19 protein-coding genes are annotated in these 13,879 nt (G+C 40.3%); 7 read left to right on the top strand and 12 right to left on the bottom strand.

What is annotated here, in order from left to right:
- Positions 1-100: 100 nt before the first annotated feature.
- Complete coding sequence (locus tag SJY16_RS11870) at positions 101-409, bottom strand: Fpa/YlaN family protein (protein WP_377889418.1); 309 nt, start codon at positions 407-409, stop codon at positions 101-103.
- Between the two features lie 60 nt (positions 410-469).
- Complete coding sequence (gene glsA, locus SJY16_RS11875) at positions 470-1,399, bottom strand: glutaminase A (RefSeq protein ID WP_377889420.1); 930 nt, start codon at positions 1,397-1,399, stop codon at positions 470-472.
- 120 nt (positions 1,400-1,519) lie between these two features.
- Between glsA and SJY16_RS11880 the strand changes: the two genes are divergently transcribed.
- Complete coding sequence (locus SJY16_RS11880) at positions 1,520-2,014, top strand: peptidyl-prolyl cis-trans isomerase (protein ID WP_377889422.1); 495 nt, start codon at positions 1,520-1,522, stop codon at positions 2,012-2,014.
- Here the strand turns inward: SJY16_RS11880 and SJY16_RS11885 are convergent.
- On the bottom strand, positions 2,011-3,339 hold the full coding sequence (locus SJY16_RS11885) for a PhoH family protein (RefSeq protein ID WP_377889423.1): 1,329 nt from the start codon (positions 3,337-3,339) through the stop codon (positions 2,011-2,013). The genes SJY16_RS11880 and SJY16_RS11885 overlap by 4 nt on opposite strands.
- 171 nt (positions 3,340-3,510) lie before the next feature.
- On the opposite strand from SJY16_RS11885, the gene SJY16_RS11890 reads away from it, so the two are divergent.
- The gene (locus SJY16_RS11890) at positions 3,511-4,092 is read left to right on the top strand and encodes a YhcN/YlaJ family sporulation lipoprotein (RefSeq protein WP_377889425.1); all 582 of its coding nucleotides are present in this window, start codon (positions 3,511-3,513) and stop codon (positions 4,090-4,092) included.
- An 18-nt stretch (positions 4,093-4,110) separates the two neighbouring features.
- Here the strand turns inward: SJY16_RS11890 and SJY16_RS11895 are convergent, their stop codons facing one another.
- Entirely contained in the window at positions 4,111-4,578 is a 468-nt protein-coding gene (locus SJY16_RS11895; protein ID WP_377889427.1) for a pyridoxamine 5'-phosphate oxidase family protein, read from the bottom strand.
- Positions 4,579-4,678: 100 nt separating this feature from the next.
- Here SJY16_RS11895 and SJY16_RS11900 point away from each other — a divergent pair, with 100 nt between their 5' ends.
- A complete protein-coding gene (locus tag SJY16_RS11900) occupies positions 4,679-4,879 on the top strand; it encodes a YlaI family protein (RefSeq protein ID WP_377889429.1) in 201 nt (66 codons plus the stop codon).
- A complete protein-coding gene (locus tag SJY16_RS11905) occupies positions 4,791-5,306 on the top strand; it encodes a hypothetical protein (protein ID WP_377889430.1) in 516 nt (171 codons plus the stop codon). Before SJY16_RS11900 ends, SJY16_RS11905 begins: the two co-directional genes overlap by 89 nt.
- 40 nt (positions 5,307-5,346) lie before the next feature.
- On the opposite strand, the gene SJY16_RS11910 is transcribed toward SJY16_RS11905, so the two are convergent.
- The 3 genes from SJY16_RS11910 to typA form a co-directional block, all read right to left on the bottom strand.
- Positions 5,347-5,619: a hypothetical protein gene (locus SJY16_RS11910; RefSeq protein ID WP_377889431.1), complete on the bottom strand. Its 273-nt coding sequence runs from the start codon at positions 5,617-5,619 to the stop codon at positions 5,347-5,349.
- A gap of 24 nt (positions 5,620-5,643) precedes the next feature.
- Positions 5,644-5,970, bottom strand: a complete 327-nt coding sequence (locus tag SJY16_RS11915) for a YlaH-like family protein (RefSeq protein WP_377889433.1) — start codon at positions 5,968-5,970, stop codon at positions 5,644-5,646.
- A gap of 72 nt (positions 5,971-6,042) precedes the next feature.
- The gene (typA, locus tag SJY16_RS11920; protein WP_377889435.1) at positions 6,043-7,875 is read right to left on the bottom strand and encodes a translational GTPase TypA; all 1,833 of its coding nucleotides are present in this window, start codon (positions 7,873-7,875) and stop codon (positions 6,043-6,045) included.
- A 149-nt stretch (positions 7,876-8,024) separates the two neighbouring features.
- Between typA and SJY16_RS11925 the strand changes: the two genes are divergently transcribed.
- Positions 8,025-8,198: a DUF5325 family protein gene (locus SJY16_RS11925; protein WP_377889436.1), complete on the top strand. Its 174-nt coding sequence runs from the start codon at positions 8,025-8,027 to the stop codon at positions 8,196-8,198.
- Between the two features lie 220 nt (positions 8,199-8,418).
- Here the strand turns inward: SJY16_RS11925 and SJY16_RS11930 are convergent, their stop codons facing one another.
- The 3 genes from SJY16_RS11930 to SJY16_RS11940 form a co-directional block, all read right to left on the bottom strand.
- Complete coding sequence (locus SJY16_RS11930; protein WP_377889438.1) at positions 8,419-8,871, bottom strand: GNAT family N-acetyltransferase; 453 nt, start codon at positions 8,869-8,871, stop codon at positions 8,419-8,421.
- Positions 8,871-9,710 carry an inositol monophosphatase family protein gene (locus SJY16_RS11935; protein WP_377889440.1) on the bottom strand — a complete coding sequence of 280 codons (840 nt, stop codon included), beginning with the start codon at positions 9,708-9,710 and terminating at the stop codon, positions 8,871-8,873. The genes SJY16_RS11930 and SJY16_RS11935 overlap by 1 nt, the downstream gene beginning before the upstream one ends.
- Before the next feature lie 84 nt (positions 9,711-9,794).
- On the bottom strand, positions 9,795-9,983 hold the full coding sequence (locus SJY16_RS11940) for a hypothetical protein (protein ID WP_377889442.1): 189 nt from the start codon (positions 9,981-9,983) through the stop codon (positions 9,795-9,797).
- Positions 9,984-10,247: 264 nt separating this feature from the next.
- On the opposite strand from SJY16_RS11940, the gene SJY16_RS11945 reads away from it, so the two are divergent.
- Complete coding sequence (locus SJY16_RS11945) at positions 10,248-10,889, top strand: DUF1054 domain-containing protein (RefSeq protein ID WP_377889444.1); 642 nt, start codon at positions 10,248-10,250, stop codon at positions 10,887-10,889.
- 11 nt (positions 10,890-10,900) lie between these two features.
- Here SJY16_RS11945 and SJY16_RS11950 read toward each other — a convergent pair whose 3' ends face one another.
- Together SJY16_RS11950 and SJY16_RS11955 are read right to left on the bottom strand one after the other, a co-directional pair.
- A complete protein-coding gene (locus tag SJY16_RS11950) occupies positions 10,901-11,173 on the bottom strand; it encodes a UPF0223 family protein (protein ID WP_377889446.1) in 273 nt (90 codons plus the stop codon).
- A complete protein-coding gene (locus SJY16_RS11955; RefSeq protein ID WP_377889448.1) occupies positions 11,170-12,147 on the bottom strand; it encodes an NAD(P)H-dependent flavin oxidoreductase in 978 nt (325 codons plus the stop codon). Before SJY16_RS11955 ends, SJY16_RS11950 begins: the two co-directional genes overlap by 4 nt.
- A gap of 221 nt (positions 12,148-12,368) precedes the next feature.
- On the opposite strand from SJY16_RS11955, the gene SJY16_RS11960 reads away from it, so the two are divergent.
- The gene (locus tag SJY16_RS11960; protein ID WP_377889450.1) at positions 12,369-13,844 is read left to right on the top strand and encodes an aminotransferase class I/II-fold pyridoxal phosphate-dependent enzyme; all 1,476 of its coding nucleotides are present in this window, start codon (positions 12,369-12,371) and stop codon (positions 13,842-13,844) included.
- Positions 13,845-13,879 lie beyond the last annotated feature (35 nt).

Below are 13,879 nucleotides of genomic sequence, written 5' to 3' on the forward strand. Positions count from 1 at the left end.
TCTATACTAGCCTTACACTCGTATTCTATCATATTTTCTTCCTAGCTTCGTAAAGCAAAACAAAAAGCTCAAACTATCTAAAAATAGTTTGAGCTCGTTATTATTTCTTAATGCTAGCTTCATGAAGTGCTGAGAGCTGACGTTCGAGAGACTCAAGCAATTCTTTGCCATCGTCTTCGTTCACTAGTCCCAATCGAACAGCGAAGTCTATTTCACGTGATAAACCAAACATTTGAGTATCAAGAACCTCTTCATAAAGAGGACATTGAGGCATTGTTAAATTCTCCATTTGAACTTCAATGAGTTTTAGGATCTTGTGCGCATCGGCCTTCAACAGCTCGTATGCTTTTTCACGATGTCCTGTTGCCATCCCAGTTGACAAAACTGATCCCTCCGTTCCCTTTCCCATTCCTCCTATAATCATAAAAGCTAACCCGATAAATTGCAAGAAAAACCAGTATATTTCGCTCTAGAAAATGCTTAATTCATATTGAGAAGAAAAGTTCTCGAGGAGCTTAATGCCAGCGATACTATTTCCTTTAGGATCTAGTGGCGGGCTATATACTCCGATTCCCATCTGATTAGGTACGAGGCTTAAAATACCACCTGAAACACCACTCTTCGCTGGTATAGCCACATTGATCGCAAATTCGCCTGACGCATTATACATGCCACAGGTTACCATGAACGTTTTGACAATCCGAGCAATGTACCTTGGAATGATCTTTCGTTCTGTTTCCGGATCGCGACCTTCATTCGCAAGCACCATTCCAATCCTTGCGAGATCCTTACAGTTCACTTCGATGGAACATTGTTTTGTGTAAGCTTCAAGAAGCATTTCTACATCATTATCGATCAAACCATGTTGCTTCATAAAATAACATAGAGCACGGTTTAAATGGGCTGATTCAAATTCTGAGTCAGCTACTTCATAATTAATCCCTATGCTAGAGTTATTCGTCATATCATGGATCAGTTGTAAAATACGGCCGACCTTTTCATCTGAAGTCACTCCGTGGATCAAGTCTGTAACGACAAGAGCACCTGCGTTAATCATTGGATTTAACGGTTTTGAAGGAACTTGTGACTCAAGCTTCGCTATGGAATTAAAAGGATCGCCTGTCGGCTCCTTTCCAACTCGCGAAAACACTTGATCCTCTCCCGCATCCATAATTGCTAATGCGAGCGTAAGTATTTTTGAAATACTCTGTAGAGTGAACGTTTCTCCTACATCTCCAGCAGATAAACAACCACCTTCTTTCGAATAAATGGCAATGGCTAGTTTATCTGGGTCTGACTTATGAAGGGCAGGGATGTAATCAGCTACCTTCCCATCCTTAGTAAATGGCTTGCTGCGCCTCACTAGTTCGACTAGTTCCTGTTCTGTGGTACATTTCATGTTTCCGTCACCCACCTCTGAAGAATAAATTATGTCACCATACTATTCCCCAAATGTGACAAAAGCAAGCATAACCGGTATACTTGTTTTGCAAAAGATTTAGATTGCGGGGTGCAAGGTATGGAAACAATTATTCCAATTAAAGGGAAGGTCACGTATCCTATCACGCTGGACGCGAGCGTATGGATATTTGACGACAGAAAGATTGAGCTTGATGAATTTCTGAAATTCAATAACACTTCTGAAGAAAATGAGAACGATTACATCAAGGCTCAATCAGAACGCTTTGAACAAGAACGCACAGGTATTAAACCACCTATTAATCAAAGTATAAAGCGCTTTGAAAAAGAAAAAATTCTAAAAGGTAGCTACGTTATACCTCTAGAACCGTTTATTTCAAATTCTGAGCCTTTAGTGGAAGGCAATCAAGTTCAGTTAGAGACGAATAACGGCGAACATGTTGTTCTTTCCATTGAAGAAGCTTTGAACGGCTTTCTAGGGTTTGCCCTTAACGGAAAGCCGCTCAAGGATGATGGACCAGTACATTTTTATTATGGTGATGGTTCAAATGCTTCATCACCATATAAAAACATTTCAGCAATCACCATCATTTAAAGAAGATCTGCCGCAAGTCGGGCCAACTGAGAACGTTCACCTTTCTCAAGTTTTACATGTCCACTTAGCGGCTGGTCTTTAAACTTCTCTACAACATATGTGAGCCCGTTTGTATATTCATCCAAATACGGGTGGTCAATTTGTTGTGGATCTCCGAGAAGAACGATCTTACTACCCTCACCGACCCTGGTAAGTATTGTTTTCACTTCGTGCTTCGTAAGATTCTGCGCTTCGTCGATAATAATGTACTGATCCGGCAAACTTCTTCCACGAATATACGTGAGTGCCTCTACTTGTATTGATCCTATACCTGCTAATATCTTTTCTAGTTCACCAGTCTTCTTAACGTTAAATAAATATTCAAGATTATCATAAATCGGTTGCATCCACGGCTTTAGTTTTTCATCTTTTTCACCAGGTAGATATCCGATATCTTTACCAACAGGCACAATTGGCCTAGCGATGAAAAGCTTTTTATATTGATTCAAATCCTCCGTTTGCATTAACCCAGCAGCTATCGTAAGGAGCGTTTTCCCTGTCCCGGCCTTTCCAACTAGTGTAACGAGCGGGATATCTTTTCTAACGAGTAAGTCAAGCGCCATCCGTTGTTGAACATTCCTCGGTCCAATTCCCCACATATATTCTGTTTCCATTGCAGTCTTTTCGATCCGCTTCCCTTTCTTATCAACCTTACCGATTCCAGATGAAGAAGGATGTGCAGGATCTTTCAAAATCACATATTGATTCGGATAGAGCTGCTTTCCTTTTAAGGCTTTCTGATCGATATAGTGATGTTCAAAAAAGCTATTCAACAGCTCACTCTCAACATAACATTCTTCATATCCTGTGTAGATCTGATTGAATTCAACTACCCGATCACTTAAGAAATCTTCGGCTTGAATGCCTAGCGCATCAGCCTTTACTCTCACCAATGCATCTTTGCTAACAAGAATGACCGTTCGACCAGATTTCTGCTTGCCTTCCTCCAAAAACAGGTTCAATGCTACAGCCAATATACGGTTATCATTCGTTTTCTCAACAAACTTATCTTGAAAATATTGAAACGACCGATGATTGAGCTCGATTCTGAGCGTCCCCCCATTTTCTAAAGGAATCGAAGAATGAAGTTTCCCTCGCTCCCTGAATCCATCGATCATGCGTGAAATGTGTCTTGCATTCCTCCCAATTTCGTCCATATATCGCTTCTTAGAATCAACCTCTTCTAATACAACAGCAGGAATAACGATTTCATTCGTATCAAACGAATAAATGGCATTTGGATCCTGTAATAAGACGTTTGTATCCAGGACGTAAACCTTATCCAACGTTTCGCCTCCCGAGTGATTATAGTTGGTGTGACTGGTAGCAAATGACAGTTGGGACTATCTACGTTTGTATAATCTATGAACTCTTGCATAAAGTTAGACGGTTATTCAGAAAATAAATAACAAAAGAATTGAATGAAAGAATCGATCACATACCTCGGAGGAATTAATATGAGAAGTAGTAAATGGTTGTTGTTAGGCTTCATCCTGCTTGCAGCCTGTCAATCTAATGATGAACCAGTTGCAGAGAAGCAAGAAAAAGTTGAATATGTGAAGCAATCTGTCCGAACGCCTGAGAATGAGAAACGTTCTGCGACCCAAATTGCCAAACACCTTGTAACTCTGGCTAAACAAGTGCCAGATGTGAATGATGCTACCGCAGTCGTTACTGGAAAGTACGCAGTGATCGGCATCGATGTAAACGAAAAGCTTGATCGATCCCGCGTAAGTTCGATCAAGTACACTGTTGCTGAAGCCCTCCAAAAAGATCCATACGGTGCGAATGCGATCGTGACAGCTGATGCGGACACGATTTATCGTTTGAAGAGAATGGCGACAGAAATTAAAAGAGGTCATCCTGTAGGTGGAATAATGGAAGAATTGGCTGATATAGTTGGTCGACTTGTACCTGAAGTTCCTGGAGACATCAATAAATCAGAACGTGAACCAACAAGAGCAAATGACAAACACCTTCCGTCAAATGAGAAACAACAACTTAAAGAACAACAAGAAAAACAGGATTTAGACAAGTAAAACCGGCTCATGCCGGTTTTATCTTGTTACTCCTGTTTTCTTTAATTCAGCCATGACAGAGCGATCTAATTTTGCAGCTGCCTCCGGATCATATGTTTTCTCATAAGCAGGTTCAACTGACATCTTAGCGCCATAAAACATAATGTCGCGCACTTCATTGATCGACAAAGTAACTTTTGCAAGCTTTAATGGTACACTATTCATCGGTTCTTCATCGATTTTAGTAACTCCTGAGATCGAATACGTACTTTCATTTCCAATTAATGTGATGGATACTTGATTGTTATCTTTAATATTCTTTACAATTCTCGATTTAAGATCTACCGCAAAGACTACTGTGCGATTATCAACTGCATAAAGCCACGATATCGCACTCACGTTGGGTCCTTTTGTCTCATGATCAATCGTTGAAAGAAGAACATACTGCTCTTTTTTCAAAATCGAGAGTAGGTCATTCGAAAGCGTATTCTCTACCTTATTTGGCATACTTGTCCCTCCAGTTATTAAAAAGTTCTATATGCAATAGACTGCAAAACCTATCCTCTTTCATGCTATACTAGCTACATGAAATGAGAGGTGTTAGAACGTGCGTGTAAAATGTGTTTTATGTGACAAAATTGAAAAAATTGATAGTGGTAGCCCACTAGCTAAAAAACTTCGAAACAGACCGATTCATACCTATATGTGCGACACATGCCATGAACGGATTGAAGCTCGCACAAATGAAAGAAAAGAAAGCGGAGATTTTAAACTTTATCACCAAGAAGAAACCGATGACGAATGGTAAGATTAAGCTAGGGCTGATTGCTGGTACGATTTCTGGTATCGTCCTAGGCTTCCTTTTGAAAATAATCGAAGCCTGTACAGGTGTCCTTGTGTATACGTTGCTATTAAATATAGACTTCATTCCAGTGATCGGTAGCTATAAATGGCCTGAATTTATGGAATTCACCTTCCATGTTATCATCTCGCTCATCATAGGAGTTGTATACAGCATCATTAGTTATAGATACTTGCATAAACGAAAGGTAGCGCAATTGATTTTCTCTTATCTACTAACGCTTCCAACCGTATTTCTATACTTTCCTCTAACTTATTTAGCTGAGAAACCCACTCCTCCTTTGATGGATCTTGTGGCAATTGCATATTGGACGCTGGGACATATCGTCTATGCTACTGTGCTATTCGGTGTTTATACAATTAATGAAAAGTAACTTTTAAGAAAGACGTGCTGTGAGCACGTCTTTTGTTATGTTATTGATTGTATTTCGGCTCATTTTGAATGGATGTTAACAGAGCATCGATCAATTCAATCGGGAACTTCATATTTTTGGAATCATTCCCTTTCATGTAATGAACGATATAATAAGGATTTTCCACCTCAATATCTATTTCAGATACCCCGTGGTCTTCGATCAATATTTCCTCAAAAAAAGCTCTCGTATCTTGGGCAGCATCGTCACTTTCTCTCTCATCGGCTACTTTTTTTATACTTAGCCAATTATACATCGCATCCTGAAGGTTCACTGCTTCCCCCCGCATGTTTTGACGTTAGCCCGCCTCGTTCTGGTTTTTCTTAGATTGTTTCAGACGAACCTTATATATAATTAATACGACAGCAGCAGCTACTAATCCTTCCGCAACAGGAAGCCCAATCCCAAAAAAGGTAAGTGGTAAACAGCCAATGATCAACGTTATGTAAATCACAGCATTTTTAAGTATTGGTAACTTCTTTGCAAATCCTAGTCGATAAACAACAATAGAAAGAATTACAATTATGGCATAAAGCAAATAAAAGCCTAGTACCGTATTCTCTTCAATTCCAACTAGCCTTGCGAAAAATGATAAATCACCTGATGGAACAACTTCATTGTTCACGTTGACACCTCCAAAAATCTACATAAAAAAGCGATTCAAAAGGATGCCCCTTTTGAATCGCCATAGACACCCTTACTGGGCTAGCTTGTTCTTTTTCGCTTGCTTTTCACGTTCGTTCTTATCAAGGATCTTCTTACGAAGACGGATAGATTCTGGCGTGATTTCACAATACTCATCGTCATTCAAGTACTCAAGTGCTTCTTCTAGAGTAAGAACGCGAGGTTTCTTCATTGAAACCGTTTGGTCTTTGTTTGCTGAACGCATGTTTGTCATCTGCTTAACTTTCACGATGTTAACAGTGATGTCGTTCTCGCGAGTGTGCTCTCCAACAATCATACCTTCATAAACTTCAGTACCAGGTTCAACGAAAATCGTACCACGATCTTCTACACCCATGATTCCGTATTCAGAAGCTTTACCTTTTTCCATCGATACAAGTACACCTTGACGGCGTCCACCAACGCGTCCGCTGATTAATGGCATATACGTTTCAAACGTGTGGTTCAAAATTCCGTAACCGCGAGTTTGCGTTAGGAATTCTGTTGTATAACCGATTAGACCACGTGCAGGTACCATGAACTCTAGGCGAACTTGACCTGAACCGTTGTTAACCATGTTAACCATTTCACCTTTACGCTCACCAAGTGATTCCATTACTGAACCTGTGTAATCATCAGGAACGTCGATTTGAACGCGTTCAACCGGCTCACTTGCAACGCCATCAATTTCGCGTACGATAACTTCTGGCTTAGATACCTGAAGCTCGAATCCTTCACGGCGCATGTTCTCGATTAGGATAGAAAGGTGAAGTTCACCACGTCCTGATACGATCCATTCGTCTGGAGAATTTGTATTTTCAACGCGAAGACTTACGTCTGTTTCAAGCTGTGCTCTTAGACGTTCTTCAATCTTACGGCTTGTGATATATTTACCTTCTTTACCTGCAAATGGACTGTTATTCACTAGGAATGTCATTTGAAGGGTTGGCTCATCGATACGAAGGATCGGAAGCTGATCTTGGTGATCGTAAGGACAAACTGTTTCACCTACGTTGATTTCTTCCATTCCTGATACAGCAACAAGATCTCCAGCTTTTGCTTCTTCGATCTCTACGCGTTTCAAGCCGATAAAGCCAAATAGCTTCGTTACTCTAAATTGTTTGACTGATCCATCAACCTTCATTAGAGCAACCTGTTGTCCTACCTTCATTCTTCCTCTAAAGATACGACCAATACCGATACGTCCTAGGTAATCGTTGTAATCAAGAAGCGTGATTTGGAACTGAAGTGGCTCCTCACTATTGTCGATAGGTCCAGGAATATTATCAATGATCGTATCCATTAGTACCTTCATGTTGTCATCTTGCTTTTCAGGATCAACGCTTGCAGTACCGTTAATTGCTGAAGCATAAACAACTGGGAAGTCCAGCTGATCTTCATCAGCGCCAAGATCGATAAATAGATCGATGACTTCATCAACAACTTCTGCTGGTCTTGCAGCTGGGCGGTCGATTTTGTTCAATACTACGATTGGTGTAAGCTTTTGCTCTAGCGCTTTCTTAAGAACAAAGCGTGTTTGTGGCATACAACCTTCATATGCATCAACAACAAGTAGAACACCGTCTACCATTTTCATGATTCGTTCTACTTCACCACCGAAGTCTGCGTGTCCAGGTGTGTCCATGATGTTGATTCGCTTGTCTTCATAATTAATTGCAGTATTTTTAGCAAGGATCGTAATCCCGCGTTCTCTTTCAAGGTCATTCGAGTCCATCGCACGCTCATTTACTTGCTCGTTATCACGGAATGTACCTGATTGGTGTAACATCTGATCAACTAGTGTCGTTTTACCGTGGTCAACGTGAGCGATAATCGCTATGTTACGAATATCTTCTCTAATTTGCATTAAACTCTCTCCTCGTATTCTCGTCCTATCCATGACGATAATCTCAATAACTAGTCCATTATAACACAGTTATCCCAATAGGAGAAATATATGTCCTTTCAGGATTATAATCTTTATTGTACACTATAGGTAGACAAGGGGGCTTTCGAATGAACAAGCATAATTTCCTTTTACTTTTAATGGCCATATTGGCAGTCACTAGCATGTGCGCAATTGGCGTTTCGATAGCTGAACAGAGCTGGATCGGTACATTGCTTTCTTTTGTTGGTGTAGGATTCTTCATGGGTATGGGCTTTCGAATCAAACGAAAAGCAGAACAGTAGTAAAAAGAGTTGTCTTTGAGACAACTCTTTTTTAAATAGTTGAGAGAGTCTCAACATTTGTATTTCTGGGAGTTAATCTCCGCTCCAACCGATCTTGTTATGTGAAGATCTAGATACAAATCATAAAAAGAAAATCAAAAAAGATTTAGAGAAATCAATTTAGAAAAGTATACTTGTGTAATTAATTTAATGGACGAAGCCTTCTTTGATCTTGTGATCGTTACGTTGGACATACCATGATCAGATATTCTTTTCCCTCATCTTCTTCTATTCCGTATTGTTCAAACCCGCATTTTCCTAGAAAGATACTCCAGTTGATGCACTCATATGGAAGACCAGCAAACAATACGTTATCCATCGTTTGAAGGTGTCTAGCGATAACGGCTTTTCCGATTCCTCTTCTTCTCAATTTCGGGTTTACCACAACCGTACCAAGCCATGGCTTCTTATTGGATGGGGCACTTGGATGCACACAGCTCACTGCAACTGGTTCACCTTCTTGCATCCATTTCGTCCATTTACATCCGAAACCATCATACGTTTGAATATAGGAAATCAATTCAGATTTCGTCGGTTGCCTACCTAACTCTTTTACGTACCATGCTTCATCACTTTCCGTCCATTGGAACAGCAACTCAGCTTGTTCATTTCCGAACGGTTCCTCTTTCAACATTACGATGATGGTTTCTTCAGATAGAAATTTTGATCGATCGCAGGCTGTATATAATTCTTTTGTACATGCGTGTGAAATGATTCGTTACCAACGAATATTGTGTTTTTCTTAAGAATATCGATCGGCTTATTATCTACAGTTGTGCAAATACCGCCAACTTCTTCGATAAGGATTTTACCCGCTGCAAAATCCCAGGGAGCGAGTCTTAATGAAACATAACCATCTAATCTTCCTGCTGCTACATATGCCATTTCAATCGCTGCGCTTCCATAGGACCTGGTCCCTCTGATTTTCTTTAAGAGGGGTGAAAATGTTCGAGGATCAATTCTGTGATTCTCTGTTACCCATGTCGCGTTGATGGCAAGTAAAGTCTCAGATAGTTCTACTGGATTTAAAGCTGCTTGTTTCTCATCGTTTATGAAAAGGCCTTCACCTTTTATACAATGGTAGAGCTCGTCCTTCGTAACATCATAGATAAGAGCTACTTTGCCGATTCCATCTTCATATATTCCGATCGATATTGCAAAGTTTGTTTGTTGATGAACAAAATTCATCGTCCCATCGATCGGATCGAGGAACCAAATAATTCCGCTTGTATCCTCAACTTGATCACCAAAACCTTCTTCACCCATGATTCGATGATTTGGGTAGTGGTTATTTATTTTTTCAATGAAGAATTTCTCAGTTTGTTTATCAATATCCGTCACAAGGTCGTTTGGATTGCTTTTTGTATCGATGCTGTAGGAAGTTTTAAACGAGGCAATAATATCTTTACCGGCCTCACGAATCCAGCGCTTCGCATCTTGATAAATGTTTTCCATATTCGTTTGCTTTGTCATGATTCGAACTCCTTTTAGCTTTGTCTATCTCTTATTATGACAGGAAAAAAAGAAAAAACGAACCTTTTTGCAAGGTTCGTACAATCAAGCTTCCAGTCGAATCATTTCCTGCCTTAGTTCTTCTAGCTTATCTTTGCACTTAACCATTCCATCCTTGTCGCTTGCAATCATCGCATCGTGTAGTGTTGCCAACTCATAATCAATTTCCATCTTCAAAACCGGAATACGCTTCTCTGCTTCATTTCTCTGCAAAGATTGAATCACCTGTTTCATGGTAACCTACACCCCTCTCAAAGTTTTCGTCAAAGCAGTAGCCTGTGACTGTCAAGGTACAAGACTGAATATTCTGACTTTTCTGCTTTTGCTTACTTTATCTTATGCCTCAAAGGCAAAGTATGCAACCTCTTTATTTAGTACTATTTTTCCTCTTTCACCTATCTTTCAAACCTTAAAGTGCGCACAGTTCGTCATCTTTCATACACTTTGTCGTTTTATGGTACACTATTTTCATAAAATCTTGGCTTATTGGAGGAAATTATGTCATTTAAAGGTTTTTCAACAGAGGATTTTGAGACGTTTGATATAGATGGTCTCCAACCACGGATGGAAGCCATCCAAACTCGCATCCAGCCTAAGTTCGAAGAAATAAGCAATGAACTAAAGAGTGACCTTGAAGTTCTTGTAGGAAATGAAATGCACCTTCATATCGCGAGACATTTGAGGAGAACCAAAAACCCACCAGCTGATACATGGATGGCCTTCTCTCACAACAACCGTGGGTACAAAAAGCATCCACATTTTCAAATCGGACTTTTCGATGATCATGTATTTGTGTGGTTAGCTTATATTTATGAGCTTCCTGGCAAAAAAGACATGGCATCTATGTTGCTTTCAAATATCGATCAATTGAAAGAAACGATTCCTACTTCCTATATGGTTTCAACTGATCACACAAAGAAATCAGCAAGCAAACCTATTCACGATGTGAATCTTGAAGATGCGTTAACACGATTTAGAGACGTAAAAAAAGGGGAGTTTCTAATAGGAAGACATTTCCGAAGTGATGACCCTCTATTAAAGGATGGAGAAAAATTCATTCAAACCATCAAAAATACATTTGAAACACTAGTGCCGATCTACCACATGTCAATGAAGGAAGAAATAACAAAGGAGGGGTGAAAACCCCTCCTTTACTTATTCATCAAGACCTTTTCCCGCTCTGTTTCTCTTGCTTCCTTCACAGTATGATATGTTGAAAAGCCTGTATCTTTATCAAACTGCTTAAACATTTGCTTCTCTTCTGACTTAGAAGGAACAACCTGTTTAAAGTCTGAATAAGTATTGAGCACCTCCCCTTTACTCACACCATTATCGTATGCTTTCTCTACCGTCTGAAAGAATTGAACTACCTTGATTACTTCCTCTTTGCTCCAGTCGATCGATATCGGATATTGCACGTTCATGTTTTGACCCCTTTCTGCTCACTCCATTTTTCAACTACCTTACTTGCCTCATTATCAAACCGTTCAAATAGCTCACCTACTGTTGGAACATCGTGAATCGAGCCAATCACTTGACCTGCCCAGGCAAAACCATCTTCTTCCTTACCATCATAAATAAAACGTTTGTTGGCTTCACCGCTTATGTATTCTTTAAGACTCTCATAACCCTCTGCCCTCGACTCTATCTCTTGTATACGATCAGAAAATTGGTTTCGAATCACTCTTGCCGGGGCACCGAGACTTCTTTTAATAATAACAGTATCTGTTTCTTTACTAGTAATAATTCGATTCTTATAAGACTCATGGGCATGCGTACATTCCTTCGTTGCTATAAATCTAGTCCCCATCTCTACTCCTTCTGCTCCTAGAGCAAGTGCAGCCATCAGCCCTCTTCCATCTCCAATACCGCCGGAAGCTATAACTGGGATGCTTACTGCATTTACAACCTGTGGCACAAGCACCATCGTACTCGTGTCATCTTTGCCTAGGTGACCTCCACCTTCTTGCCCAACGACCATAACGGCGTCAGCCCCAAGTTCTTCCGCTTTAACAGCTTGTCTTTTCCCGGCAGTCAAAACGAGCACTTTCGTATTCGTTCCCTTCACCATATCGAATACAGGCTTAGGGTTTCCTCCTGTAACAGAGATGATGTCAATTCCTTCATCAAGTGCGGCTTCTACCATCATCTCAAATGGCCTGCCGTGCTGACCAATCGCAAAATTCACGCCAAATGGGTTTGAGGTTTTGCTTTTTGTAAGCCTTATTTCTTCCTTTAATAATTCAGGTGAGCCCATGGACATCGCCGTTAGCTGTCCAAGTCCGCCTGCATTACTTACTGCAGAAGCAAGTTCATGATAAGCTAAATACGCTAGACCCCCTTGAACAATCGGTCTTTCAATACCAAGTAGTCTTGTTAAACGAGTATTCCAATTCACTAGCCATCTCCTCCTTTTCTAACAATGTTCTAGAATTTATTTAAAATCCCTTTCACAAAAGGATAGGAGATAGGTACTCAAAATAAAACTTGCAAATAATGAGTTATGTGATTATACTCAGTTTGTTTATGGTATTTATTGTTTTTTTCGTAAGAATTCCTTGTTTGTATCTTTCATCAAGGAACCCTTCGGTACAGAGTATAGATAAAGAGGTGCTTGATTTGCAACAAAACGAAACACCATTATTCTCAGGATTATTAAAACACGCTAACAAAAACCCAATTCAATTTCACATACCTGGACATAAAAAAGGAACCGGAATGGATCCTGATTTCCGGGCTTTTATTGGTGATAACGCTCTTTCGATCGACTTGATCAATATCGGTCCTTTGGATGACCTCCACCACCCACACGGAATGATCAAAGAAGCCCAAGACCTGGCGGCTGAAGCATTTGGTGCTGATGCTACATTCTTTTCAGTTCAAGGAACGAGCGGTGCAATCATGACGATGGTGATGGCCGTTTGTTCACCTGGAGATAAAATCATCGTTCCTAGAAATGTTCATAAATCAGTTATGTCAGCTATTATTTTCTCAGGTGCCACACCTGTCTTCATCCATCCGGAAATCGATCCGAAGTTGGGCATTTCCCACGGTATCACTCCTGAAGCTGTTAGCAAAGCGTTAGCACAGCATCCAGATGCTAAAGGCGTTCTTGTTATCAACCCAACATACTTTGGTATTTCTGCAAACCTTGAAGAAATCGTGACCATCGCACATAACTATGAAGTGCCAGTACTCGTGGATGAAGCACACGGCGTTCACATTCATTTCCATGACCGTCTCCCGCTTTCAGCTATGCAAGCTGGTGCTGATATGGCAGCAACGAGTGTGCATAAGCTAGGAGGATCGATGACCCAAAGTTCCGTACTCAACGTAAAGGAAGGTCTAGTCTCTGCAAAACGAGTACAAACGATTATCAGTATGCTTACGACAACATCAACTTCTTATCTTTTACTTGCTTCACTAGACGTAGCACGAAAACGGCTAGCAACTGAAGGTTACGAGCTCGTCGAACAGGCTGTGCGTCTTGCTGAAAGCACACGTGATCAAATCAATGAAATTTCACCTCTATACTGTGTAGGTGATGAAATAATAGGTACAAATGCAACATTTGATTATGACCCCACAAAGCTAATTATTTCTGTACACGACCTTGGTATTACAGGCTATGAAGCAGAAATTTGGTTACGTAAAGAAGCGAATCTTGAGGTTGAGCTTTCTGATTTATACAACATTCTATGTATTGTCACTCCTGGAGACAATGAAGAAACGACTTCAGCACTCGTTCATGCTCTAAAAGACATGGTCGAAGCCTTTAGAGAGGCTGTTGGGTCCAATCCAAAAGTATTCGCAGTCCATGTCCCTGACATTCCAGTGTTAGCCGTATCACCAAGAGATGCCTTCTACGCTGACACAGAAATCGTTCCGATTGAGGAATCAGCAGGTAGAGTAATCGCTGAATTTATAATGGTATATCCTCCGGGTATTCCAATCTATATTCCTGGTGAAATTATAACGGATGAAAACTTAAAGTATATCGAAGAAAACATCGAGGCTGGGTTACCTGTTCAAGGTCCAGAAGATGATGAATTAAAATCATTACGTGTCATTAAAGAATACAAAGCAATTAAATAAGGAAGAGGTGGCGGTTGCCACCTCTTCCTTTTCGA

This window comes from Alkalihalobacillus sp. R86527 (genome assembly GCF_042466185.1).
Classification (GTDB): Bacteria; Bacillota; Bacilli; order Bacillales; family Guptibacillaceae; genus Guptibacillus.